This window comes from Arthrobacter sp. ISL-72, from assembly GCF_018613755.1.
Lineage (GTDB): Bacteria > Actinomycetota > Actinomycetes > Actinomycetales > Micrococcaceae > Arthrobacter.
Map to the genome: position 1 here is coordinate 34,951 of NZ_JAGGPP010000010.1, position 25,204 is coordinate 60,154.

The 25,204-nt window shown below is 62.9% G+C and carries 17 protein-coding genes and 1 pseudogene; 7 read left to right on the forward strand and 11 right to left on the reverse strand.

Annotated features, from left to right (window positions below):
- Positions 1 to 1,031: 1,031 nt before the first annotated feature.
- Positions 1,032 to 1,637, reverse strand: coding sequence for a dihydrofolate reductase family protein (locus J7I92_RS11570; protein ID WP_214840610.1), 606 nt, complete (start codon positions 1,635 to 1,637; stop codon positions 1,032 to 1,034).
- A gap of 465 nt (positions 1,638 to 2,102) precedes the next feature.
- On the opposite strand from J7I92_RS11570, the gene J7I92_RS11575 reads away from it, so the two are divergent.
- The 7 genes and pseudogenes from J7I92_RS11575 to J7I92_RS11605 all read left to right on the forward strand — a co-directional run bounded on the left by J7I92_RS11575 (position 2,103) and on the right by J7I92_RS11605 (position 9,804).
- Positions 2,103 to 3,386, forward strand: coding sequence for an ABC transporter substrate-binding protein (locus J7I92_RS11575; RefSeq protein WP_214840611.1), 1,284 nt, complete (start codon positions 2,103 to 2,105; stop codon positions 3,384 to 3,386).
- Between the two features lie 66 nt (positions 3,387 to 3,452).
- The gene (locus tag J7I92_RS11580) at positions 3,453 to 4,340 is read left to right on the forward strand and encodes a carbohydrate ABC transporter permease (RefSeq protein ID WP_214840612.1); all 888 of its coding nucleotides are present in this window, start codon (positions 3,453 to 3,455) and stop codon (positions 4,338 to 4,340) included.
- Complete coding sequence (locus J7I92_RS11585) at positions 4,340 to 5,290, forward strand: carbohydrate ABC transporter permease (protein ID WP_214840613.1); 951 nt, start codon at positions 4,340 to 4,342, stop codon at positions 5,288 to 5,290. Before J7I92_RS11580 ends, J7I92_RS11585 begins: the two co-directional genes overlap by 1 nt.
- A 71-nt stretch (positions 5,291 to 5,361) precedes the next feature.
- Positions 5,362 to 6,405 carry a LacI family DNA-binding transcriptional regulator gene (locus tag J7I92_RS11590; protein WP_214840615.1) on the forward strand — a complete coding sequence of 348 codons (1,044 nt, stop codon included), beginning with the start codon at positions 5,362 to 5,364 and terminating at the stop codon, positions 6,403 to 6,405.
- Between the two features lie 39 nt (positions 6,406 to 6,444).
- Positions 6,445 to 8,028 carry a glycoside hydrolase family 32 protein gene (locus J7I92_RS11595; protein WP_214840617.1) on the forward strand — a complete coding sequence of 528 codons (1,584 nt, stop codon included), beginning with the start codon at positions 6,445 to 6,447 and terminating at the stop codon, positions 8,026 to 8,028.
- A 159-nt stretch (positions 8,029 to 8,187) separates the two neighbouring features.
- Positions 8,188 to 8,310: pseudogene (locus J7I92_RS11600) on the forward strand (carbohydrate kinase); the annotation flags it as partial.
- Between the two features lie 126 nt (positions 8,311 to 8,436).
- On the forward strand, positions 8,437 to 9,804 hold the full coding sequence (locus J7I92_RS11605) for a right-handed parallel beta-helix repeat-containing protein (RefSeq protein WP_214840619.1): 1,368 nt from the start codon (positions 8,437 to 8,439) through the stop codon (positions 9,802 to 9,804).
- A 753-nt stretch (positions 9,805 to 10,557) separates the two neighbouring features.
- Here the strand turns inward: J7I92_RS11605 and J7I92_RS11610 are convergent.
- The 10 genes from J7I92_RS11610 to J7I92_RS11655 form a co-directional block, all read right to left on the reverse strand.
- Entirely contained in the window at positions 10,558 to 11,109 is a 552-nt protein-coding gene (locus tag J7I92_RS11610) for a hypothetical protein (RefSeq protein WP_214840621.1), read from the reverse strand.
- Positions 11,110 to 11,584: 475 nt separating this feature from the next.
- Positions 11,585 to 13,747, reverse strand: a complete 2,163-nt coding sequence (locus tag J7I92_RS11615; protein WP_214840746.1) for a glycogen debranching N-terminal domain-containing protein — start codon at positions 13,745 to 13,747, stop codon at positions 11,585 to 11,587.
- A gap of 366 nt (positions 13,748 to 14,113) precedes the next feature.
- Positions 14,114 to 15,748: an APC family permease gene (locus tag J7I92_RS11620; protein ID WP_251039825.1), complete on the reverse strand. Its 1,635-nt coding sequence runs from the start codon at positions 15,746 to 15,748 to the stop codon at positions 14,114 to 14,116.
- 117 nt (positions 15,749 to 15,865) lie between these two features.
- Positions 15,866 to 17,398 (reverse strand): aldehyde dehydrogenase family protein, encoded by a 1,533-nt coding sequence (locus tag J7I92_RS11625; protein ID WP_214840623.1) that lies wholly within the window; start codon positions 17,396 to 17,398, stop codon positions 15,866 to 15,868.
- A 4-nt stretch (positions 17,399 to 17,402) separates the two neighbouring features.
- Entirely contained in the window at positions 17,403 to 19,118 is a 1,716-nt protein-coding gene (gene betA / locus J7I92_RS11630; RefSeq protein WP_214840630.1) for a choline dehydrogenase, read from the reverse strand.
- A 315-nt stretch (positions 19,119 to 19,433) separates the two neighbouring features.
- Entirely contained in the window at positions 19,434 to 20,018 is a 585-nt protein-coding gene (locus tag J7I92_RS11635; protein ID WP_214840632.1) for a TetR/AcrR family transcriptional regulator, read from the reverse strand.
- Between the two features lie 443 nt (positions 20,019 to 20,461).
- Entirely contained in the window at positions 20,462 to 21,421 is a 960-nt protein-coding gene (locus tag J7I92_RS11640; RefSeq protein ID WP_214840634.1) for a D-glycerate dehydrogenase, read from the reverse strand.
- Positions 21,418 to 22,617: a pyridoxal phosphate-dependent aminotransferase gene (locus J7I92_RS11645; RefSeq protein WP_214840636.1), complete on the reverse strand. Its 1,200-nt coding sequence runs from the start codon at positions 22,615 to 22,617 to the stop codon at positions 21,418 to 21,420. Before J7I92_RS11645 ends, J7I92_RS11640 begins: the two co-directional genes overlap by 4 nt.
- A 343-nt stretch (positions 22,618 to 22,960) precedes the next feature.
- Positions 22,961 to 24,049 (reverse strand): GntR family transcriptional regulator, encoded by a 1,089-nt coding sequence (locus J7I92_RS11650; RefSeq protein WP_214840638.1) that lies wholly within the window; start codon positions 24,047 to 24,049, stop codon positions 22,961 to 22,963.
- Between the two features lie 295 nt (positions 24,050 to 24,344).
- Complete coding sequence (locus J7I92_RS11655) at positions 24,345 to 25,157, reverse strand: hypothetical protein (protein ID WP_214840640.1); 813 nt, start codon at positions 25,155 to 25,157, stop codon at positions 24,345 to 24,347.
- Positions 25,158 to 25,204 lie beyond the last annotated feature (47 nt).

The following is a 25,204-nucleotide window of genomic DNA, read 5'->3' on the forward strand; positions in this document are numbered from 1 at the left end:
GCACGATATTACCCCCATAATGCCTGAACGGAACCCTGTCATTGTTCTAACCGCTTAGACTGCTAACGCGGCCCGAATGGACTTTGAGTAGTCACTCGATTATCTATTGACTAGATATATTCCCTCCTGTTTTACAGCACCCTGGCAATGTGGGCTTACGGATGCGGACGGGCGGTGGGAACAACGAGGTCGGGCTGGTTTGTGTCCGTCACGTTGACAAGGTAGTCGTACTGCCCGTCATTGCCCGTTGAGCTGCAGATAGTCGTCACTCCGACGTCGTTGGATTTCCTCGAGCAGGTGCCCTAGGTTTTCATGTCAAATCCCGTTTCGAGACCATAGCGGTGCTCGTTAACAGGGATTTCTTTGCCGGCATTCCAGCTTCGGAACATGCTGGGGCATGGTGGGTGTCAAAACAGAGAAAGCGTTCCGGTCGGACAGTGTCTTTCTCGTGGTTCCAGCCGGCTGGAATCTGAAATCGGCTGGCACGGGACTTAAAATCATCCGTGACTTTATCCTCCGCCACCCTCACCATGAAAAGAGCGGCAACCACAACGAATACAGCCACGACAACCGCGGTTATTCTGGACCACTTGCGGCCCGTCGTTGTTTGTGACCGTCGGGCTGGCTAAACCCCCGCGGCCTCCATAACCGCGACCGTTCTGGTCTCTCTGGCATAACGCTCTGTTCTTGAGCGGCAGGTCGGTCGTACTCGAAGAACCTGCCGAAACGACTTGAAGATGCCCATCTTAGGGTCGACGTTTTCCGCGGCGGACAGAGCCAATAGTGCGAGCAGTTTCTTGATGATTTCCCCCAGGTAGCAAACGGCTGTTACTGGGGACTGTATTGGTTTCACTTGCCCAGGGTCTAAGACCCGGCGCGACGGATTCAGCCAGCGCGGGCTGGGCGGCGGTTCATGTGGAGGGCCAAGCATCCTTCCCAGGCACGCAAGGTCCCTCGGGTTGCTCAGCATGTGTGGAGTCTACTGCTGCCTGGTGTGGCTGGCTGGAAGGAGGCCGGCAGCGCCTGCGGAGTTAGCTAACGCGGCGATAGCGGATGTGGGTGGCCAGCGGCGAGTGCAGCACCTCGGCGGGTTCGAAGCCGAAGAATTCAACCCCGTCGAAGATACGCTGGCCCGAACCGAGCAGGACCGGTGCGATGTCGAGGGTGAGCTCGTCGACCACGCCGGCGATCAGTGCCTGTCGCACGGTCGAGGCCCCACCGGCGATGTCCACGCCGTTGTCCCCGGCGGCGTGGCATGCCGCGGAGTAAGCCGCGTCGAAGCCCTCGGTGACGAAGTGGAAGGTGGTCCCGCCGTCCATCTGGATCGGGTCATGTTCGTGATGGGTGAGCACGAATACCGGCGCGTGATACGGCGGTTCGGCTCCCCACCACCCGGTCCATTCCTCATCCCAGTCCCCGCGGACCGGGCCGAACATGTTCCGACCCATTACATAAGCGCCCCGCGGTCGCATGAGCCAGTCGTTCGCGACCTTGTCGGCATCGTTCGCTCGCGGGTCGCCGATGTGCCATCGGTGCAGCTCCAGCCCCCGCTTGCCCAAGGGGTCCTCACGGCTCTGGTCCGGCCCGGCGACGAAGCCATCCAGCGAGATCGACATGTGGCAGGTGGTATCCGGCATCACGAACCTCCTGAGTTAACGCGACCTGCATACAGTCGCGTGAGAATTCTGGCGATCGTAGCACGTGAGGCATCCTTGCCGAGCGCCTCCGGCGGCTGGTCGCCGGCAGGTTCTCCTCTTAAGCAAACCGGGGCGCTTAGGGCGCCCCAGCGGGCGTTAAATAGAGCAGGACATCGGCCTCGAAGGTTGGGAACGCTAAGGGTGCTCTGCTGGGCGCACAAGGGGTGTCGTCTTGCCAAAACCGCCAAAACGATTTTTCGTCATGATTCAGCTTCCCGTAGGGCGGCCGTCATCGTGCGGTCAAGGGTGCAGAAGACCTCTAAGTGATGCTTGACACGTCCCTGCCGTCGGCCCTAGTGTGTTGCCAAGTCGATTTGGCAAAACGGTTTTTCAATGCGACTGACTTAAGCATTCAGGCCCCACCCCAACCGTAGATTCCGTTCAAAAGAAAGGGAGTCGACAGCGATGTCCTCTCGAACCACGATTTCCCGGATCACCGCCATTGGCGGGCTGTCCACAGCGGTGCTTCTGGCAGCAACTGCCTGCGGCGCAGGGGGCCCGGCAGCAACGTCGGGTAGCGCCGGCTCCAGCACAGTAAACGTCCTCGTCGAGGCCGGCGGCCACGCCGAACTGACAGGCGTCGCCGAACAGTGCAAGAAAGAAACAGGCGTCAGCGCCAACTTCGTCGAACTGCCCTACGACGGCATGTTCAACAGGCTCTCCAGCGAGTTCTCCTCCGGCAACGTCTCCTTCGACGTCGCCGCCCTGGACTCCGTCTGGCTGCCCAGCTTCAAAGACGCGGTTCAGCCCATCGACGAAGTCTTCACCGACGAGGTGAAGAAGGACATCTTCCCTGCGCTCGTGAAGGAAGCGAACGTGGACGGGCACTTCATTGGCATGCCCGCCTGGACCAACGCCGAAATCATCCTGTACCGCAAGGACCTGTTCGAAGACGCCAAGAACAAGGCAGACTTCCAGGCCAAGTACGGCTACGAACTCGCAGCCCCCACCACCTGGAAGCAGTATCAGGACATCTCCGAGTTCTTCACCAAGGACGGCATGTTCGGCACGGACGTCAAGGGCGGTGTGGAAACCGAATGGCTGGCCCACGTCCTGCAGGCCGGCTCACCGATGGTCCTGGACGAGAACAACAAGGTGGTCATCGACAACGCCGCCCACAAGGAAGCACTGGACTTCTACACCAGCCTCGTCAAGGATGCCCCCTCCGGTGCCGCGCAGGTGGACTGGGCCGCTGCGCAAAATCTGTTCAATCAGGGCAAGACGGCGATGACACGTTTCTGGGCCCACGCTTACCGGCAGATCCCCAAGGATTCACCGGTGGCCGGCAAGGTTGGAGCCGCCCCCATGATCGCCGGATCTGCCGGCGTTGGGGCCGTTCCCGGGCCTTGGTACCTCACCGTGCCCAAGGCCACCAAGAACACCGAAGCGGCCAAGAAATTCGTCAAGTGCGCCTACGACTACAACGACAAAGGCATTGAATCCAACCTGGGCCTGGCCTCCCGTATCTCCGCCTTCGAGAAGTACCAGGACAAGGCGGGCTACGAGAGCTTCAAGCCGCTGATCGAAACCCTCAAGGGGACCGCCACTGCCACCCGCCCGGCCACTGAGAAGTGGCAGCAGATCGTGGACACCGTGCTGGTTCCCATGCTGCAGAAGGCCGTGGCCGGCGGTGACTCCGCCACCCTCCTCGCCGACGCCAAGAAGCAGATCGAGGACCTCCTCAAGTAAGACCCCCGCGGCCGGCACCTGAGTGACCGGCGCCGGCCGCGGCCCCAACCAGCGGAAGAGAAAACCGTGCGTATCTCCGATCGCCGCTTCGCATTGTTCCTGATGACACCAGCGGCACTGTTCCTTGCAGTATTTGTCGCCTTCCCGCTGTTCCGCCTCGTAGCGGACAGCTTCTTCAAAATCTCCCCGATCGCCGGCGGCCCCCGCGACTTCGTGGGTCTGGATAACTACTTCCGGGCATTCGCCTCCGAGGCCTTCATAGGTGCCGGATGGCGGACCCTGGCCTACACACTGGTCGTGGTCACCCTCGAATTCACCCTGGGGCTGGGAATGGCACTGCTGTTCACCACCCTCGGGCGCAGCTCCCAAATCTGGCGGACCGTCTTTATGTATCCGCTGATGATCGCCCCCATCGTGGCAGGGCTCCTCTGGAAGTTCCTGATGATCGACAACTTCGGCCTCATCGGGACTCTCCTGCACCAGGCCGGCATCCTGTCCAACCCCAACCAGATCGGGTGGCTCTCCGACCCGGACATTGTGCTCTACTCCGTCGCCATCCCAGACATCTGGCTGACTACATCGTTTATGTGCCTGGTGCTCTTCGCCGGGCTGCAGAACATCCCCGGGGACCTGATCGAAGCAGCACGCCTGGACGGCGCACGCGCACCAGCGCTGCTGTTCCGCATCATCCTGCCCCTCCTGCGGCCCGTCATCGCCGTGGCGCTGGTGGTCCGCGGAATTGACGCAGCCCGCGCGTTCGATACCATCCTCATCCAAACCAACGGCGGCCCACAATCCGCCTCGGAAACCATGAGCCTGCTGATCTACCGGACCATGATCCGCTTTGGTGACCCCGGATTGGCCAGCGCCATGGGCACCCTCTACCTGCTGGCCATGCTCGCCGTCGCATTCGTCGCGGTGTCCACCATCTGGCGGCCAGGAAAGGACAGCTGATGCGCCTCGCTGAACGAACAACGCACGACGCCGGTGCGCCGGCCGGAGTGCCCGCGGAACCTGCCGTGCACACAGCCACGCGAACCACCCATAGGCGCCGGGGCGTCAACCGGGAAGGCCTGGAAGCAGGCCGTCGGAGTACCCGGGCCCTGCTCTGGGTCCTCCTCGCCGCAGCGATGGTGCTCTACGGGTTCCCCTTCCTGTACCTGCTCTTCACATCCTTCAAAACCCCCATCGATACCATCGCGGTACCGCCGACCATCCTCCCCAGGGAATGGACGCTGGAGAACTACACCAACGCACTGGGCCGCAGCGGTGTCCTGGCTTCCTTCGTCAACAGCGTCCAGACGGCCATCATCAGCACTGTGCTGTCGCTGGCGCTGGCGGTACCGGCGGCCTACGGCATCACCCGGTACAAGACCCTCAGCGGCCGGATCTTCATCATGGCTGCCCTCGTTACCCGCATGGTGCCGCCCGTGGCCATCGGCATCCCGCTCGCGTCCATGATGGCCGGGGCGGGGCTGGCGGACACTCCGATCGCGCTGTCGATCGCCCACACCACCATCTCGCTGCCGCTCTCCATCTGGCTGATGTCCAGCTTCTTCGAAGCGGTTCCACGTGACCTGGAGGAAGCAGCGACCGTGGACGGTTGCAGCAGGCTCGGCGCCCTCTGGCGGGTGGTGATCCCCGTGGTCTCCGGCGGCATCGCCGTCACCGCTATCTTCGCCTTCCTCGCCTCCTGGAACGAATTCCTCTTCGCACTCCTGATGACAGCGATCCGCTCCCAGACCACCCCAGTGGTGATCGCAAACTTCCAGACCCAGTTCGGCCTGGACTGGGGATCCATGACGGCGTTGGCCGCCGTGTACTCCATCCCGGTCATCCTCCTCACCCTTCTCTTGCAGCGAAAGATCGTCGCAGGCATGACGCTCGGCGCCGTCAAGGGCTAGACCATCAACAACGAAACGAACAACGACCAGCACGCGTTTGGCAGCACGAACCATAAGGACGTGGGAGACAGATGAGCAACAAGAACATCGGTATCAAGGACGTGGCCATCGCCGCCGGCGTCTCCGTGACAACTGTCTCCCACGTCCTTAACGAGGTTTCCTACGCCCGAATCAGCCCGGAAACCAGGGACAAGGTCAGGACCATTTCGGAGCAACTAGGCTATGGCCCCAACCGCCTTGCCCAGGCCCTTCGCACCCAGAGGACCGGCATGCTGGGTCTGGTCAGCGAGGATATCGCCACCACGCCCCACGCCGGCCGGATCATCCTCGGCGCTGACGAGGCCGCCAGAGCCCGAGGGTACAACCTCATGATCATCAACACCTCCGGCTCAGCCAGCATCGAATCCCGGCAGGCCGACGTCGAGACCCTCCTGGACCGCCGGGTGGACGGAATCCTCTACGCCACCATGTACCACCGCAATGTGGAGCTGCCGGCCAACCTCGGCAGCGTACCCTCCGTCCTGGTCGACTCGGTGGCCACCGGCGGAAACATCACAGCCGTGATCCCGGACGAAGAAGGTGGTGCACGCGCCGCCGTGGGCGCGCTCCTCGAAGCGGGCCACACCCGGGTGGGCTTCATCAACAACACCGATGATGTCCCCGCAACCCGTCAGCGGCTCCAGGCCTTCCGGGCCACGCTGACTGAAGCAGGGCTCGACGGCGACGCGGCACCTGTCGAGTCCGAGGTCTCCGAGGTGCAAGGCGGCTATGAAGCGGCCCGGCGGATCCTGGCACGCGAGAACCCGCCCACCGGCTTGTTCTGCTACAACGACCGGATAGCGATGGGAGCCTACCGCGCCGCTGCGGAGTTGGGACTCACCATCCCGGCTGACCTTTCAGTGGTCGGCTTCGATGACCAGGAACTGATCGCCGCCAACCTTCACCCGGGCCTCACCACCGTGGCCCTGCCTCACTACGAGATGGGTGCTTGGGCCATCGAGCACCTGATTGACGCCGTCGAGGGGAAGACCGACCTTACCCTCATGGCACTTCACCCAACCATTCTGAGCTGCCCCCTCGTGCGCCGCGATTCCATCACGGCTCCCCGGCAATAGGCAGCCAGCCCCTTCCACTCCCCAAGAGGAACGCCAGACATGTCCAGTTGCCTTGATGCCGCACGCCCGGAAACAGCCCAGGCCGGAACCTCCAGGTTCCGGCCTGCTATCCACTTCACGGCAAGGGATACCTGGCTGAATGATCCCAATGGCCTGGTTTTCTACGACGGCCTGTACCACCTCTTCTTCCAGAACAACCCGTATGGCAACGTCTGGGGCAACATGTCCTGGGGCCACGCCACCTCCCGTGATTTGCTGCACTGGACAGAACAGCCTGTTGCCATAGCCTGCGACGAGACAGAGGAAATCTTCTCAGGGAGTGTCGTAGTCGACCACGGCAACACGTCCGGATTCGGGACGGCGGACGCACCTGCCCTCGTAGCCATTTACACCAGTGCCTACAAAGCCGCGTCCGAACACAGCGGCACGCAGGCCCAGTCTCTGGCCTACAGCACAGACGCAGGAACGACGTGGCTAAAATACGAAGGAAACCCTGTCCTCACCAGAAACTCCGCGAACTTCCGCGATCCCAAAGTTTTCCGCTATCAAGGGGACCAAGGTGCCTGCTGGGTCATGGTCGCCGTCGAAGCGCAGCACCAAAAGGTGGTCTTCTATCGTTCGGAAGACCTCAACTCCTGGGACTTTCTGAGCGACTTCGGCCCGGCCAACGCCGACGCCGGCGAATGGGAGTGCCCCGATCTCTTTCCCTTGGCGGTGGACGGGGACCCGGACAACATCAAATGGGTACTGATCGTGAACGTCAACCCCGGCGCTGTGGCGGGCGGCTCCGGCGGCCAGTATTTTGTCGGCGAGTTCGACGGCGTCCGGTTCGTCCCGGACGCCGGTTCGCTCGCGGCGCCCGCCGGGGTGACGTCCATCAGTGATTCCGTGGCGGCTGCAGCAGCTTTGAAGGAATGCCTGTGGCTGGACTGGGGACGCGACTGCTACGCCTCCGTATCCTTTAGCAACGCCCCGGATGACCGGCGCATCATCATCGGCTGGATGAACAACTGGGACTACGCCAACGAGCTGCCCACCGCCCCCTGGCGGTCCGCGATGACCCTGCCCCGCGAGGTGACGCTCACCGCTGTCAACGGTTCCCCTCGCCTGGTCCAGCAACCGGTCCTGGCCGACCTCTGCGCAGGAGAAGATCTGCCTACTGCCAAGGACCAAATGAACGCAGACACCTTTGAGCTGCGAAATACAGCCCTTCGGTTGCCGGATTCGGTACCCGGTAGCGCCCAAATCATCGAGGCGGAGATAGTGCCCGGAAGCGCCGAAAGTTTTAGTTTCCTACTCTTCGGAAGCAGTGACGGGAGCAAAGGCACCATTCTTAGCTACAACACAACCAGCGCCCAACTCATCCTTGACCGCAGACAATCAGGAAACACGGGCTTTCACGAGAAGTTCGCGTCTGACGAGCCTGCGCCGATCGTCCTCGACGGCGGCGTGCTCAGGCTGCACATCGTCGTCGACCACTGCTCGGTGGAGGTTTTCGCCCAGGGCGGCAAGGTCGTCCTGACTGATCTCATCTTCCCTGAAACCGAAAACCCGGAGAACTGGCTATCGGCTGAGGGAGGCTCGGCAACAATATTGAAGCTCGCGGTCTCAACACTCACCTGAAGTGCCCCTTTCGCGCTTCGCGCTGAATCCGACTTGGGTGACGCTATGAAAGGTCCAGAATGCCAACAGTCCAGCACACCGACGGTGACCCCCAACCTGGGCATTGATGTCGTTGTTGTCGGTGAAGCCCTCGTGGACATAGTTGTCTCTCCCCGGGGCGTAAGAGAGCTTCTCGAGGAATCACATAAGGGCTGTGTCGTCACCTATGATCCCAACATCCGCCCTGCACGGCTCGGCAGGCAATTTGAGGCAAAAACCATCTTCGAGGAACTCGTCCCGTTCGATTTCACTGCCGTTGTCCACCCTGCTCATGGCGGGCTAACTATCATCCTGCAGCGCCACATCGTGGCTGGCCTGACTCTCGGCGCCGTCGAGGGCTGAGAAACCACAACACAAAGGGAAGAACCTATGTCAAGCAACAACTGCTACGACGTGACTACGTGGCCCGTCGGCAATCCGTCCGAGGACGTCGGTGAAGTAATCAACAGCATCATCGCTGACATCAAGGAGCGGCAGACCGTCACCGATGCGAACAATGGAGGAAAGCCAGGCGCTGTGATCTACATTCCGCCCGGGGACTACCACCTCCGTACGCAGGTGGTGATCGACGTCAGCTTCCTCAGGATCCATGGCTCGGGACACGGCTTTACGTCGTCGAGCATCCGGTTCAACGTTCCCGAAGACGAATGGCCCGACTTGCATGAGCTGTGGCCCGGGGGGAGTCGCATTATCGTCGACATTCCCTTTGGCGGAGACGGGGAGGAATCCAAGGGAGCCGCCTTCTACGTTGAGCGAAGCGGGAGCCCGCGAATAAGCTCGGTCGAGTTCTCCAACTTCTGCATCGACGGGCTGCACTTCAACTCGGATGGCTCGGGGATGCATCCGGAGAATACTTACGTCAACGGCAAGACCGGTATTTATGTCGCGAACGCCAATGACTCATTCCGCGTAACCGGCATGGGGTTCGTCTACCTTGAGAACGCTCTCACTATCTACAACGCGGACGCGCTTTCCGTTCACGACAACTTCATCGCTGAATGCGGAAGCTGCATCGAGCTGCGCGGGTGGGGACAGGCATCAAAGATCACCGACAACTTGGTCGGAGCAGGCTTCAAGGGTCACTCGATCTACGCCGAGAACCACGGCGGGCTCCTGATAACCGCGAACAACGTCTTCCCCCGTGGTGCGAGCAGCGTCCATCTCAGCGGCGTTACGCGGTCAAGCGTCACCAACAACCGTTTGCATTCGTTCTACTCCGGGATGCTGATTCTCGCAGCGAATAGTTCGGAAAACCTCGTGGCCACGAATCACTTCTTGCGTGACCATGAGCCCTGGACACCCTTCCTGGGAGTCGACAACGGACTGAACGACCTCAGCGGACTTCTCTGTGTCAGCGGCAGCAACAACTCTTTCGTCGGCAACCACTTCTCCCAGATCATCGACTCACAGAGCATCCGACCGGCAGGTGCGACGCCTGTGATCATCCGGTTGATGGCGGGGGTTGGCAACTTCGTCTCCAACAACCACGTGGTGGCGATGGACGTTCACTCCAAGTCAAGTGACTCCTGCTTCTCGGCTCAGGTGGACGCTCTGTTGACGACCGAGGCTTCGGACGGCCTCGCCGTTACGGCCGTCATGGTTGATTCCGAATCAGCTCGGAATACGATCCTTGATTCCGGAAGTGACGCCCAAGTTATCGCAGATAGGGCTGTGAACGCCCTTAGGGCCACACCCACGGTCGGTTTCCAAGCGGCACATGCACCCGTGGCCCGGTGACCCGCCCAGGCCCGGCGAGACCTCCGGAACCGCCATGATCGAGGGCGGCGGCCGCATACACGCGAAGAGGGCATGGAAACCCCGCGACCCGCCAACGAATTCAGGACGCCTCCGCGCGGCTGGGGTATGTACCCAACCGGCTCGCGCAGTCCTTGCCCACTCAGCGGTCGAACACCATCGGCCGTTGATGCTTGTTAGTTGTGACAGGAACCGACGACAGGCAAGACATCCGCAGAAAGACGCACGATTCGTGCACTTGAATGGAAACCGACCAGGACGCCGATAATGGACGTTTCGTCGTTCTGACTTCACTGGACTCGGGGGTGAGCTGATTTGGGCGCAAGAGTGCGAAAGCGTGGGGGAGGGGTGCTCGTCATGCGGGTTTCTACCCGTTTGCCCATGAGATGTACAGAACGTAGGAACCCGCTGGCATGACGCTCATCGATTCACCGCATGTGCCTTACTCCATTCGCTGGTGCTCGATCTGGGCTGTCGGCAACGTTTTGGCGCAGTCACCGGGGCCCGGCAAGTCAGGTGACGCTGTCTAACGTACGTCGTAGAACCGGCGCGCCCGACGGGCCGCGGCAGTCAGCTGGGCTGGTTCCGAGTCGGGGACCTGAGCCGTGGACCCCGGCTGGCTGCATGGCAGCGGTCGCATAGAATGGCGCCCTGCCCGGAAAGTCTCCGGAGCGGGGCGCCGCTCATACGGTTTCCTGTGCTTACCTCAACGCCGGTTCAATATTGAACCGGAGGTCACCAGAAGTGCGCTACGTCCACGACCAGCCGCGATCCGGAGCCCGGTCCGTCCAGGGTAAACACCCGGAACGGTAGCCGTGCACGGACGCCGAGGCCGATGCTTGTATAGCCTTCAAAGCTGCCTGCGTAGGCTACCTGCCGGAAGGTCTGGAACCCCGCCACGTTGGACAGTTCGGCCGCGGCAGCCGGGCTGTACGTGACCCTGCCGAGCGCGCTGTCGTAAGAGGGCGCGTTCACAGTTACCTGGAGGAACGCCCTGCCCTGCAGCGGGATCGTGAACCCGGAACCGTCCTGCACTACACGGTCAACATACTGGGCGGTGTAGCCAGCCACTGGGCCGTTGAGATTTACCACCATCCGGTCAAAGCAAGAGTGCTGCCCCGTCCTAACGTCGGTTACCGATGCGGTGCTCATCACTGGATTTGATTCGCCCAGCGATCCCCATCCGAGTCCGCAATAGGAGGTGGTTGCCGAGGCCGGCCCCGGAGCCAGGAAACCCAATCCGACAGCCAACACGATGACTGCCAGCCACGTATGAATCTTTTTCAATGTGTCCCACCCTTCGAGTGATTGGATAGCTCAAGCGTAGGAGCCGTTAACTCCCTCAAACACGGTTGTGGCCGCTTCGGAGCGGAACCGTTAGAGAGGCTAGGTTCCGGTCACGCGGGCGTAATTTCAGGGCGGTTTTGGAGCCTAAAGAAACACTTTCGACTCCGTTCCTGCACGCTACCGTTATCCGTCATAACGACGCCCGCAAGGGGTTCGCGCCGACAAAACTGCTCGTCCAAGCCGAGTTCCCTCGCTACCGGCGCAACGGGCCGGCGATGCTCCGGCGTCAATTTACGTCGTGTCGTGCTGAAGAACACCGCCGGCAGAATCCAGGACTCCAGTTCAGGTGTCTCGCAGCCCACAGCACTGCGGTGGCAAGAATGTCGCTGCTGCCGCCGTTCGCGCCTCCGACGCCAATCCGCTGGCCCGCGTTGTCGCGGCCGCAGATCTCGGGCGGATGCTGGCATATGCCATGTCATCGGTCCCCCCGCAACCTGTTGAGCTCCATGAAATCGGCCAGCGACGGCCGCATTCCCCTTCGGAACACCATCCCTTGAGGCAGCCCTTCCACTGTTACGTGGGATCCGGACACATCGATCGTAATCCGCGCCCCAGCGACTGGCAGGTTGGTGGTGTGCAGGTTTCCCCATGTTTCCGGCAACACGGGGTCCATCCAGAGCGCGCCCAAAGAGACGTGTGCCTCATAGCGCAGGAGGCTCCGGATCAACATCACCGGCGTCGCCGATGCCCATGCCTGGGGTGAGCACGCCGTTGGGTAGGGCAGGGGTTCGGGGCATTCGGAGCGGCTGAACCCGCAGAACAACTCGGGAAGCCGGTTATCTGTGAATTGGGCGGCCTCCATCAGTGCTGAGGAAAGCTGTTGCGCTTCCTTTACGAAGCCGTATCGCATGAGACCGGCAACTATCAGTGCGTTGTCATGGGGCCAGACCGAGCCGTTGTGATAGCTGACCGGGTTGTACGCACCCATGTCCGTTGCCAGGGTGCGCACGCCCCAGCCGCTGAACATTTCCGGGGACATGAGTCTGGCTGCAACCTGTGGTGCCTTATCCTCGTCGATGATTCCGGTCCACAGGCAGTGGCCCATGTTGGATGCGCAGGCGTCGACGGGTCGCTTGTCCTTGTCGAGCGCGATGGCATAATATCCGCGGTCAGGCAACCAGAAGTGATCGTTGAACTGTTTTTTCAGCCGCTCCGCCCGTTCCCGGAAATCGGAAGCGAGAGCTTTGTCGCCGACGTCGTATGCCATCCAGGCCCGGGCGATGTACGCACTGTAGACGTAGCCCTGCACCTCGCACAGCGCGATAGGGGCCTCGGCCATGCGGCCGTCGGCGAAGTTGATCCCGTCCCAGGAGTCCTTCCAGCCCTGGTTGAGGAGGCCTTGGTCGTTGAGGCGCTCGTACTCGACGAATCCGTCGCCGTCACGGTCCCCGTACTCTTTGATCCAGTCCAAGGCACGGTCTGCATGGGGCACGAGCGCTACGATGTCGTCGACGGGAAGTCCCCACCGGCTTGCTTCCCCGAGCAGGGTGACGAACAAGGGAGTGGCGTCGATGCTGCCGTAGTAGGCTGATCTGCCGCCAAGTGCCAGGCTGGTTCCGACGTCGAGCCGCACCTCATGCAGTATTCGGCCCGGTTGCTCCTCGGTCAGCGGGTCGACCTTCACGCCTTGCCGGTCAGCCAGGGTCTGCAGCGTGCCCAAGGCCAGCGTTGCATCGACGGGCAGGACCATGAAGGAGGACAGTAACGAGTCCCGGCCAAACAGTGCCATGAACCATGGTGCTCCGGCGGCGACGACCATGCGGTCCGGATGCTGCGGGTCCACGATGCGCAGCGCCCCGATGTCGTCGTGGCTGCGCAGGAGGCTTCTTTCGACGGCCGGATTGCCCACACGGGAAAGCGGAATACGCTCATCCCAGGCCTTCTGACGCCCCTCCTGTGCCGAGATCATAGCGGCTGTGAGGGAGACAGTCGGTATGCCGGCATCGACTTCGGTTTCGGCTGAAAGCAGCAGCACGGTTGCCCGTATAGCCCGCTTTCCATGCGCTGGGACGATCACGCGCAGGACGAGACCTTCGGCTGTGACCTCGGCATCGTGGACGCGCACGACGATCCCTTTCCGTGTTTCCTGCCAGGCCGCTTCGATCGTCACCGACCCGGCCTTAGCGCGCCTAGTTTGATCCCAAAGACGGTGGAATCGACCGTCCTTGACTTCAAAAAGATCTGCGAAGTCCGCATCCACGGCCAGTCCGATCTCACAGGAGGCGGGCTGAAGGCCATAGTTGTGAATCGTGATGTCCTCCGCAATGCCGGCACCCAGCTCGCGCTTCCTTACCACGGTCAGCGGACTATCGCTCCGGCCGTCGGCACGCGCGGCCCTCCCGACGTAGGTGCCCTGGTACGGCGAGGGGGTCCACGCCCCCAGTGGCTCCAGCGGTTGTCCGTTCATGGTGAGCGACCATCGTGACAGGATCCTGGTGTCCTGATAGAAAACCCCGTGAGGATGATAGGGGAAGATATCACCGTTCTGAAGCGATATGCAGAAGGACGATCCCGCCACTAAAGTCACGGCTCCCTGGCCGGTGGGTCCGGCCGCGTTTTCTGCATTCCATCCAGCCATCCCAGGCTCCTTATGAAACGCCACCTTGAATTGAGCTGAATCTACGCCCATCCCTGAACGTGTGCCAGATGGCAAGGAGACGATCCAGCCTGCAAGTGAGTTTGAAGCGGTATTTGTCCGGATCCACCAAGACTTCCCAGTGTTTCCGCCACAGACGCTATCGCGACAACCCGGCTATGGAGGTGCCCGCTTGTAGTGGAAAGACAGCCCGGACGAGCATCCCTCCACCGGTGGACAGCGGCGGGGGGATGCTCGTCCGGGCTGCGGGTATTGCCTGACCCACGTGCTAATTATCCGCAGGGGCCAATCTATGACGCCGAACTTTTCTTTGACGCGGCACCATTGACTGCCAGTGCGTCAGGGATCTCAACTGATAACGTCCGCGGGGGACCGCCCGGCGTGGACAGGATCCGAAGCCAGTTCGGTGGCAGCTGAGGTTGCGGTTTGGGTGGAGTCCGGTGACGGATGCGCTGCGACGGCCGCGGCGTGCTCTGCCAGGACGCCCGTCTGGTGGCGGATCTTCAATCGGTACAGCAGGGCTCCTCCGGCGGTGACGGTGGCGACGAAGATGACACCGCCCCACTGGAGGTACCACTCGAAGGGCGGCACCGAGTTGTAGATCTCCGGCCGCGGCCAGATCAGGTTGAGCGTCATGGCACCGCCCCACAGCACGGCCACGATATTGACCGGCAGCCCCCACTTGCCCATGCTGAACCCCGCCTTGTCGTCGCCTTTATCGCGCAACGGCCATTTCTTGAGGAACCTGTTCCGCAGCATGGGAACGGTGACCAGCAGGTAGGACAGGTAGATCAGGACGATGCTGATGCTGGAGAGGATCGTGAAGATCGCCGGTTGCATGACGTTGACGAGCAGCGGAATGATGGCCATGACGCCGATCACGATGGCCGCGATGGTGGGCGTCTTGCGGACCGGGTCCACCTTGCTGAGCTGACGGCTGAAGGGCAGGTTGTTGTCCCGGGCCATGGCAAACATCATGCGGATGGCGGCCGCGTGGACGGCCAGTGTGCACACCACTACTGCCACGACGATGCACGCCAGGAAGGCCTTGCCGAACGGGCCACCGAGGACGGAGAGCACGACGTACTGCAGGCCGCCGTCGGCCGCCGCCACCTTGGGGTCCGAGAGGTCGGGGGCTGCCAGGATGCCGAAGAGCAGGATCAGCCCGCCGAGCAGGAAGGACGCGGTAACGGCCCGCAGGATCGCCTTCGGCGCCGTGCGCTTGGGGTCCTTCGTTTCCTCGCCCAGGGAGCTGGCGGTGTCGAAGCCGTACATGACGTAGCCGGAGGCCATCGCGCCGATCAGGAACACACCAAAGAAGCCGAGATCGTGGCCCTCGCCGAAACCGGCTGTCTCAAAGAAGACCTCCGGGCCGCGCACAACGTGCCAGCCCAGTGCGAGGATGAGCAGCACGGCCGCTGCCAGCTCCACGAAGACGCCGATGCTGTTGATCCGGGTCATCAGCTTCACGCCGAACGCGTTGATGAGCGTGGAGATGGTGATCATGATGGTGGCCAACAGCACGCCGTTGATGGCAAAGTCCAGCGGCCCCGTGCCGTCGCCAACCAGCTGGAAGCCGGACCAGAGCTGCGGCAGGGTGATCTGGAGGGCCAGAGCCACTGACCCGAGGGCCATGATGGAGGACAGCAGCAGCAGCCAGCCCGCGAGCCATGCTGACGTGCCGGAGGCCAGCCGCTTGGCCCAGTTGTAGACCGAACCGGCAACGGGGTAGCGGCCTGCCAGCTCGGCAAAGCACAGCGCCACCATGAGCTGGCCCACAAAGACGATGGGCCAGGACCAGGCGTACGCAGGCCCGGCCATGGAGAAACCAAAGTAGAACAATTGAAAAACGCCGGTGAGGATGGAGATGTAGCTGACGCCCGCGGCGAAGCTGGCGAACTTGCCAATGCTGCGGTCCAGGGTCTGTGCGTAGCCAAACTCGTCCATGCCGCTTGAATCTGTACTCTTACTGGGTACTAACATCTGAGCTCCTAAGTCGAAAAGCACGATGGTGATGTCCCGCGACCGCCATTGGACGCAGGTGAATCAACGGCGCGCGCGGATGAGACCGCGCGCCGCCGTTCCCCCTTCTGGTACTGCCTAGCTGGTGACGGCCACTCCCGGTTCGGGCGATGAGCCAAACCAGCCGCTGGGTGCGGGCTGAATGTTCTGCCAGATGTGTTTGGCTTCGCGGTACTCGTCGAGCCCCGCGCGGCCCAGCTCACGGCCGATCCCCGACTTCCCGAAACCGCCCCACTCCGCTTGGGGGACGTACGGGTGGTAGTCATTGATCCACACCGTTCCGTGCCGGAGTGCGCCCGCGACGCGCTGCGCCTTCGACGCGTCCGAGGTCCAGACCGCGCCGGCCAGGCCGTACTCGGTGTCGTTCGCGATCGCGACGGCCTCGGCCTCGGTGCGGAACGTCTCGACGGTCAGCACCGGGCCGAAGGACTCCTCCCGCAGCACGCTCATCCCCGAGCGGCAGTTGCCGAGCACGGTGGGCGGGTAGAAGAAGCCGTCCGCAAGGGGCTCCTCGTCGGGGATGTAGCCACCGCACAACAGCTCTGCGCCCTCCGCGATCCCGGCCTGGACGTAGGCGTGGACCTGCTCGCGGTGTTTGGCGGAGATAAGCGGCCCCGTCTCGGCGTCGGGGTCGAACGGTCCGCCCATCCGGATCTTCTTCGCCCGCTCGACCACCTCGGCCACAAAACGCTCGGCGATCGTCTCCTCGACGACGAGCCTCGCCCCTGCCGAGCAGACCTGGCCGGAGTGCAGGAACACTGCAGTCAAGGCGTTGTCGACGGCGGCGTCCCAGTCCGCGTCCGCGAAGACGACGTTCGGGTTCTTCCCGCCGAGCTCGAACGCGACGCGCTTCACGGTCTCCGCTGCCGCCGCCATGATCGTCTGCCCTGTGGCAAGGCTTCCGGTCAGGGAGACGAGGTCGACGCGCGGGTCAGAGCTGAGCGGGCCTCCCACCCTTGACCCGGCTCCGGTGACGAGATTCGCGACGCCCGCCGGGACACCGGCTTCCGCTAGCGTCTCCATGAGCAGAATCGAGGTCGACGGCGTAAGCTCGCTGGGCTTGAGTACGAACGAGTTTCCGGCAACGAGCGCCGGCGCCACCTTCCACGCCGCCTGGAGGAGCGGGTAGTTCCACGGCGCGATGAGGGCACAGACCCCGAGCGGCTCGTAGACGACGCGACTGATGGCGTTCTGCCGTCCCGTGTCGATCACCCTGCCGGCTTCGAGGCCCGCGATCTTCCCGTAGTACCGGAAGCAAGCGGCGATATCATCGATGTCGTATTCGGCCTCGACGAGCCGCTTGCCCGTGTCGAGGGCTTCGGCCCTGGAGTAGGCGGCCTTGTCCCGCTCAAGCAGGTCCGCGACGCGGAGCAGCACCGTGCCGCGCTCGATGTCGGTGAGCCGCCGCCACGGTCCCCGGTCGAACGCGGTGCGGGCACTCGCGATCGCCCGCTCCGCATCCTCCGCCGTCGACGCGGCCACGACTGCCACCTCGTGCCCGTCAGCCGGGCAGCGCACAGCGGTGGTCCCGCCGTCGGACGCCTGCTGCCAAGCGCCGTCAACGTACAAGCCCCGGGCGAGATCCAGTTTGGTCTCGATCGTCACGCTCATGCCCTTAGCCCCTCACTGCCGCGGCGGCCGCTACGGGCCCGGATCCGCCGCGTTCCAGCGGGCTCACGCCATGCCTGTAGAACTCGGCATGCTGGGGCGCGAGCGGCGCCTTGCCGGCGATCAGGTCGGCAGCCTTTTCGGCGAGCATCATCACCGGGGCGTAGATGTTGCCGTTGGTGACGTAGGGCATGGCCGAGGCGTCCACCACGCGGAGGCCGCGTGTGCCGTGCACGGTCATGTCCAGCGGGTTCACCACGGCCATCGGATCGGAGTCCGGTCCCATCTTCGCCGTGCAGGACGGGTGCAGGGCGGTCTCGGCGTCGCGGGCAACCCAGTCAAGGATCTCCGCGTCGGTCTGCACGCTCCTGCCGGGCGACAGCTCGCCGCCGTTGAAGGGCCCCATGGCGGACTGGCCGAGAATGTCGCGGGCCACGCGGACCGCCTCAACCCACTCGCGGCGGTCCTGGTCGGTGGAGAGGTAGTTGAACAGCATCGACGGGTGAACCGTGGGGTCCGTGGACTTGATCTTCAGGCTGCCGCGGGCGTCGGAGTACATGGGGCCGATGTGCACCTGGTAGCCGTGCTTGGCGTCCGCCTTCTGGCCGTCGTAGCGGACGGCGACCGGGAGGAAGTGGAACATCAGGTTGGGGTAGGCCACGTCCTCGTTGGAGCGGACGAAGCCGCCGCCCTCGAAGTGGTTGGTGGCAGCCGGACCCTTCCGTCCCAGCATCCACTGCAGCCCGATCAGCGGATAGCGCCATAGGTCCAGGGCCGGCTGCATGGAAACCGGCTGGGTACAGGCGTGCTGGATGTAGACCTCGAGGTGGTCCTGGAGGTTTTCGCCGACGCCGGGCAGGTTTACCACGGAATTGATGCCCATCGAGTTCAGGTGGGCAGCGTCGCCCACGCCGGAGAGCTGCAGCAACTGCGGGGTGTTGATGGCGCCGCCGGCCAGGATCACTTCACCCGCGGTCACCTGGTGGGTTTTGCCGTTCTGGCGGTAGGTGACGCCGGTGGCCACGTTGCCCTTGAAGTTGACCTTGGTGACGAGGGCCCGGGTCAGGACGGTCAGGTTTTTCCGGCCGAATTCGGGCCGCAGGTAGGCGCGGGAGGCCGAGAGGCGCTGGCCCTTGTGGACGTTCCGGTCGAACGCGGCGAAGCCCTCCTGGCGGTAGCCGTTGACGTCGTCGGTCAGCGGGTAGCCTGCCTCCTGCGCGGCGGCGAAGAAGGCCTGGAACAGCGGGTTGGTGGCGGGGCCGCGCTCCAGCACCAGCGGTCCGGAGTGTCCGCGCAGTTCATCGTCGGGGTCGGCGGCCAGCGCGTTTTCCATCCGGTTGAAGTACGGCAGGCAGTGTGCGAAGTCCCACGTTTCCATGCCGGCGTCGGCGCCCCAGCGTTCGTAGTCCAGCGGGTTGCCGCGCTGGAAGATCATGCCGTTGATCGAGCTGGAGCCGCCCAGGACCTTGCCGCGGGCGTGCGCCACCCGCCGGCCGCCCATGTGGGGCTCGGGATCGGACTCGTAGCGCCAGTCATAGAACGGGTTGCCGCTGGGGAAGGTCAGCGCGGCAGGCATCTGGATGAAAAGGTCCCAGGGGTAGTCGCTCCGTCCGGCCTCAAGAACCAGGACGCTGCTCTGGCCTCCGTCGCTCAGGCGGTTGGCGAGCACGGAACCCGCACTTCCGCCGCCGACGATGACGTAGTCGTAGGTGGTCTGTGTCATGCAAAATCTCCTTCTAGCTGGTGCAGATCAACCGCCGGGAGCGGGTTGTCCTTCATCCGGAAGCTGGCGGTGGGCGTTGACGAGATGGTCAGGGAACTGCGGCGAGCGGAGTTTCTCTGAGCCGCAATCCGGATGTCGCCGCTGAAACGCAGTTATTGCCGCGCGACCCCGTTTGTGTGGTGTAGATCATACTCAAGCACAGTAGTACACCTTGAACAAGTGTTCAAGGTTAAAACTGAACCGATGTTCAAGAAATTTTAGACACAGGTCTTCCGCGGCTCGGGTTTAGTTGTTTTAGCTTGGGGCTTGTTACCGCTAGGCGGCGAAGGCAATCTGCTCCGTGCGGGCGAGGCTCCGCTGGATGGCCGCCTGGTCGACGCCAAGGAGCGCCGTGAGCCACATCCCGTTTTGCACGACGACAATGTCGGCTGCCCGCTCCCTGCATTCGTCGCGGGAAAGCTCGGGTTTGGCATTTTCTATCAGCGTCGCGAGGCCATCGAGGTACCGGTCGAAGGCAGCCGCATTAATGAGCGCAAAGTCTTCATGGGCTTGCGCGAGAGCCCAGAGGTGGAGGCGCAGGGACAGATATCGTGTGGTCAGGAGTTCCGGGCCCGCAACGCGCCGGAGTGCCGCGCGGAGCTGTTCGTCCGGGGACGACGCAGGGTCGGGCGCGACCAGCGCAAGGTCGTGCTCGTCAATTCGGTGCAAGGCCGCACGGATCAAGCTTGTCTTGTCGTCGTAGTAGTAGTTCACGAGCCCTAATGCGACGCCGGCTTCGCGCGCCACGGCGCGCATATTGACACCTGAGATGCCGTGGCGCGACAGCAGGTCCAGGGCCGCTTCGAGAATGCGCGACTGCCTGTCAACCTGTTCGCCGGAGTTAACGGTGCTTGTATCCACCCGGCCAGACTATTGCGAAACCCGGATGAGTGCATCCCGCTGACCCGGCAGAGGAAGATTGCGGGCCTTTTCGCCCCAAAAGCCCGTTGATTTTTGGCGGTGGAAAAACCCGGCAGGAATGGGGTTTCGAGCCCGAAGGCCGGACCGAGGAGGGCTCCGGCCACCGTTTCGGTGGGCGATTCCGTCGAGATCGAATACTTCGGACGGCCTATCACGGCCACTGTTTCAGAAGAGACCCTGTACGACCCGAAAACGACCAGGCTCCACGGCTAAGCAGCCGCAGCGGTAACAAGGGCAGCGGCCCGGACCCATATACCTTCACACCCGGGTCCGGGCCGCGCCTCGTTAACTATGCTGTGGAACCCGCCCAAGCTCTTCGTCCAGCGGATTCTAATCGGTGATTGTGCCGTCGGTGAAGTACTGGCCGGGCACGCCGGTCGGCACTAACCGATCGGTGCGGGGGGGCGGTCCCCGCCGAGCACAGCGAGCGCGTTGTCGGCGGCGAGCATCGCCATCGCGGTGCGCGTCTCCACCGTGGCTGAGCCCAGATGCGGCAGTAGCACCACGTTGTCGAGCTCTAGCAGTTCGGGATGCACCCGGGGCTCGTGCTCATAGACGTCCAGTCCGGCACCCGCGATCCGGCCCTCACGAAGCGCGGACGCGAGCGCCGCTTCGTCGACGATGGGTCCGCGGGCGGTGTTGACGAGGTACGCCGAGCTCTTCATCGCCCCGAGTTGCTCGGCGCCTAGCAGATGATGCGTGGCAGGCCCGTATGGGCAGTGCAGCGAAACCACATCGGAGACGGTCAGCAACTCGTTGAGATCGACACGCCGGGCGCCCAGCTCCGCGGCGACCCCGGGATCGATCTCACTGCGCGACTGGTAGACGATCTCCATGCCGAAGGCCTTGGCCCGGCGCGCGGTCGCCTGCCCGATGCCGCCCATGCCGACGACGCCGAGGGTCTTGCCTTGCAGGCTGCTGCCGAGCAGGAAGAACATGCCCCACTTCCAGGCCTGGCCGGAGCGGATGAGCCGTTCCCCCTCGCCGAGCCGGCGGGTTGCCATGAGAATGAGGCTGAGCGCAATGTCGGCTGTGGCGTCCGTGAGCACACCGGGCGTGTTGGTGGCCACGATGCCCCGTTCGGTGCAGGCTGGCACGTCGATGTTGTCATAGCCGACAGCGACGTTCGCGACGACTTTGAGCTGCGGGCCGGCCGCGTCGAGCAGCTCAGCGTCGATGCGCTCGGTGAGCAGGCTCACGACGGCATCGGCGCCGGCTACTCGGCGCAGGAGCTCCTCGCGGCCAATGGACTCCGGCCCCGACCAGGCATCGACCTCGTGCTCGGCGCGAAGCTTCTCGATCGCGGCGTCGGGTACACGTCCCGTGACGACGACCCGGCTCATGCTGTCACGATCCACTCCCGCAGGCGGCCGATGCCGTCGCGGATGTCGGCGACGTCGATACCCGAGTAGGCGAGCCGGATGTACTGCCGCTCCTCGCCTGGCTGGCGTCGGCCGAAGTGCTCGCGTGTGCAAAAGGAGACGCCGGTCTTGTACAGGGCGTCCGTGGCGAAGTCGCCGACTGCCGAGTAACCCATGCGCTCCATGACCTCGGTGACGTCGGGGAACAGGTAGAACGTCGACTTCGGCACGGCGACGTGAATGCCGGGGACGGCATTCACAAGCTCGCATGCGGTGTCCCGACGCTTCTGCAGGATGTCTAGCATCTGCTGCACAGATTCCTGGGGGCCACGGAGCGCTTCGACGCCGGCCCACTGCACGTAGTGCGTCGTGCACGACTCGTCATTGGTGTTGAGCGTGCTGAGCACTTGGGCGATCTCACGCGGAGCGACGGCGCAGCCGAGGCGTGAGCCGGTCATGGCGAACTTCTTGCTGAACGTGTAGAGGATGACGGTACGCTCGGCCATGCCGGGAAGCGATGCGATCGAGCTCGAGACCCCCTCATAACGAGTCTCGAAGTAGGCCTCGTCGGAGAGCACCCACAGGTCGTGTTCCATCGCGAGCTGAGCGATGGCTTCGCGCTCCGCTGCAGTCGACTCGGCTGAGATGGGGTTCTGCAGGTCGTTGTAGATGATTGCAACCGTGTTCGGGGTGATCGACGAGCGGATCTGCTCGAGGTCGATCGCGAAGCCCGTGCTCGTGGGCAAATAGCGGTACGGCACGGCCGTGCCGCCGAGGTACTCGATCTGCGATTCATAGATCGGGAAGCCGGGGTTGGGGTAGAGCACTTCCTGGCCGGGGTTCATGACCGCCTGCAGGAACTTCGTGATAACGGGCTTGCCGCCGGTCATCACGACCACGTTGTCAGGGGAGAGCCCGATCCCGCGACGCGAGCCGATGTCGTCGGCGAGGGCCTCGCGCAGCTGCGGGATGCCGGGGCCGGGACAGTAGCCCGTGTAGCCGTCAGCGATCGCCCGGTTCATCGCTTCCACGATGTTCGGGGCGGTGGGAATGTTGATATCGCCGAGGTGGAAGGGGTACACGCGGTTCCCCTTCGCCTTCCAGGCGGCCGCGGCTTGGGCGACGCTGAAGGCGGTTTCGGTGCCCAGCCGTTCGAGCCGGTGCGCAAGTTGCTGCATACTGTTCCACTCCTCATCGAGTTGGCAATCGATCGTCTACTGATCCGCACTAGTATAGGACTAATATATCAAACAGCGAAAGCTGATGTGCGGATTAAATCCCATGCAATAGCGAAGCGAGATCAGATGCCCGCCGACAACGAACATGTGTTCGAGCGAGGTGGGGCTGAAGAGGCGCAACGGCGCCGTGGCTAATTTTCTATCCGAGTTGAACGTTTGTTGAGCTGAGTGATTTGCTCGACCATATACCGCGCGCCTTCATCGATCTTCGCCTGCCAGCTGAGCGCTGCACCGTTCTTGTCGCCTTCGCTGATCGCCTCAAAGATGGCCGTGTCTTGCTCTACTATGCGGCTGGGGGATAGGCATAACGAATGCCTATTACAGAGATGAACGTTAGCGTTTGCTTAGATAAGGATTCCAACATGTTGGGGATGCGAGCTAAGCCTGAAGCTTGGAATAGCGCGTTCTGAAACGCCAGGTCTGCCTGTTGCTCGACGTCGATATCCTGGCGTTCAGCGCAGAGACGCAGCTCCTCAAGCAGGTGGGCAACGGACTCGCGACTATCAGGTGCCCAACGGCTTGCGGCACGGACGGCCATAGTGCCGAGAGCCCGTCTCGCGGCATAGGTTTCGACGACATCTGCGACCGCGGGCAAGCGTACAACGACCGTACTTTCTGTGGTCGCTGTAACGAGGCCCTCGTCGGCTAGCATCCGTAATGCTTGACGGATGCGACCTCTGCTTGTTCCCAGAAGCTGTGACAACGTTCTGTCGGAGATTTCGTCGTAGTTCTTAAATGTTCCCGCAGCCAGTCCTCGCCGAATGGCCAGGACAATAGCGTCGGCTAGAGCGTTTTGACTTACGGGTCGGCCCCTTGGAACACCTTGGACAGCGGAGGTTTCAGCAAGGGCTATTTGTTCTGGCTTCGCAACCCAGGAAAACGGTTCTCCACGAAACGCGCTGTCCTCCATCTGGTACCAGCGTCGCAATCGCCCTTCGACATCACTAAAGTTTTCAGCATTTGCGCGCTCAGCCAAGCGGCACAGCGCACGGAACGTCCCCTGCCAAGCCCCTACGTTCGAGCAGGCCAAGGGAGGCGAGCCGGTTTCCGGGACGGGAATATCGCCGGAGAACATGATTACAAGATGAGTGTACGGATGGCCCAAGCTGCCAATCGCACGCCAGAAGTCATCGATGAGAGCACTGGGATGCTCACAGTTCAGCTCTTTCCTGAAGAGGTCGGCAGCTAGAACGGAACGCAGGCGACGGCGGGTTTGTTCGGCCAATGGCACAAACGGTTGCAGCGCGAAATGTTCAGCGGCTGGGTTAGGTACCAGGCAGGATCCTGATGGAACGATCAGCACGCCGGTAAGCTTCATGGCCTTCTGCGACAGAACAGAATCAAGATACGAGGTCACATCCGATTCGACCATCGTGTCGCGCCACGTGCGGGCTACGAACGACTGACTGACTCCCAGTGCATCCGCACCATGATTGGCAAAGCTGTCGATTAAGGGAACGCCTCAAGGAGAAACAGAGCAAAAACGAGTCTTTGAGTCATGTCCCTTCTCTACCTGGACTGGCCGCACGGAAATGAAGGTGATCCAGTTCCAGTTCGCCTGGTGTCCGCAAGCACGCCCAGCGGGGCGGCGGCCGACTTCCGCAACTGCTTGGTGGAGGTCCGAGTGCGGTTCGGACTCGACCACTATGGTCGTCGCATAGGTCTGATCAGGCGTTGGCGAGCGGCAGCACCAGCATGTAGCCGGTCGGAATATCGCTGCTCCAGCGTCGCGGCTCGCGGACGACGAACTGCGTCGCCAACTGCTCGGGGGTGAGCAAGCTGTTGGGCGCGGGGGACGGTCCCCACTGCACGTCGCCGTACGGGTAGAGCGGATCTTGGACTCGGATGCCCGTGACCGAGAACTCCAGGAACTGGTCCGGATCGCCGAGTGACTCGAAGCCGCTCATCACCCACACGTGGCGACCGCGCCACATGACCAGCCCGACCGGCCGGTCCGTATCAGCGATGGCGCGCGCCGCGGTCTGCAGTGCTTCCTCGTAGTCGGCGACGCTTACGACAGCGTACGGTCCCATCCCGACCTCAGTCAGCACTTCCGCCCAACCCAAGGGGTTGGCACCGTTGAACGAGTTTGACGATCGTGCCCGGGCCATCTCCCACAGCTCGCCCTGCTGAGCGCGATCGGCCCACGTGCCGGCCCCAGTATCGTCGGTGAGGTTGTGCATGATCTGGATACTCGCCGCCACGCACCAGTCAAAGGTGTACTGGGGAACGAAGTCACCCTCTTGGTAGAGGTTGAGGGCGGACGCCTGTGGCGCCGGGGTGGGCGTGGGAACCGTTGTCGGTGTGGAGGACGGGGTCCCGTGAGGAACGGGGACGTCATCGCGTGCGGCTGGCGGGGCCGAGGAGGTCTGGATCGGTCGACTGGTGTTGGCCTCAAGGGTGATACCGGGCGCGCAGGCCGAGAGGAGGGTCGCTAGGATGACGAACCAGGCCAGAAGACGGAGCTGGGCACCGATCATGATCGATCCAGTTTATCGCGATGGCCGCGGGAATGCGTCGGGCAGGG

Coding starts and splice junctions, on each gene's coding strand:
- J7I92_RS11620 (WP_251039825.1), bottom strand. CDS start 15,748: ATGTTAGTACCCAGTAAGAGTACAGATTCAAGCGGCATGGACGAGTTT.
- J7I92_RS11575 (WP_214840611.1), top strand. CDS start 2,103: ATGTCCTCTCGAACCACGATTTCCCGGATCACCGCCATTGGCGGGCTG.
- J7I92_RS11590 (WP_214840615.1), top strand. CDS start 5,362: ATGAGCAACAAGAACATCGGTATCAAGGACGTGGCCATCGCCGCCGGC.
- J7I92_RS11570 (WP_214840610.1), bottom strand. CDS start 1,637: ATGCCGGATACCACCTGCCACATGTCGATCTCGCTGGATGGCTTCGTC.
- J7I92_RS11605 (WP_214840619.1), top strand. CDS start 8,437: ATGTCAAGCAACAACTGCTACGACGTGACTACGTGGCCCGTCGGCAAT.
- betA (WP_214840630.1), bottom strand. CDS start 19,118: ATGACACAGACCACCTACGACTACGTCATCGTCGGCGGCGGAAGTGCG.
- J7I92_RS11640 (WP_214840634.1), bottom strand. CDS start 21,421: ATGAGCCGGGTCGTCGTCACGGGACGTGTACCCGACGCCGCGATCGAG.
- J7I92_RS11615 (WP_214840746.1), bottom strand. CDS start 13,747: ATGGCTGGATGGAATGCAGAAAACGCGGCCGGACCCACCGGCCAGGGA.
- J7I92_RS11650 (WP_214840638.1), bottom strand. CDS start 24,049: ATGGTCGAATCGGATGTGACCTCGTATCTTGATTCTGTTCTGTCGCAG.
- J7I92_RS11655 (WP_214840640.1), bottom strand. CDS start 25,157: ATGATCGGTGCCCAGCTCCGTCTTCTGGCCTGGTTCGTCATCCTAGCG.
- J7I92_RS11595 (WP_214840617.1), top strand. CDS start 6,445: ATGTCCAGTTGCCTTGATGCCGCACGCCCGGAAACAGCCCAGGCCGGA.
- J7I92_RS11585 (WP_214840613.1), top strand. CDS start 4,340: ATGCGCCTCGCTGAACGAACAACGCACGACGCCGGTGCGCCGGCCGGA.
- J7I92_RS11645 (WP_214840636.1), bottom strand. CDS start 22,617: ATGCAGCAACTTGCGCACCGGCTCGAACGGCTGGGCACCGAAACCGCC.
- J7I92_RS11625 (WP_214840623.1), bottom strand. CDS start 17,398: ATGAGCGTGACGATCGAGACCAAACTGGATCTCGCCCGGGGCTTGTAC.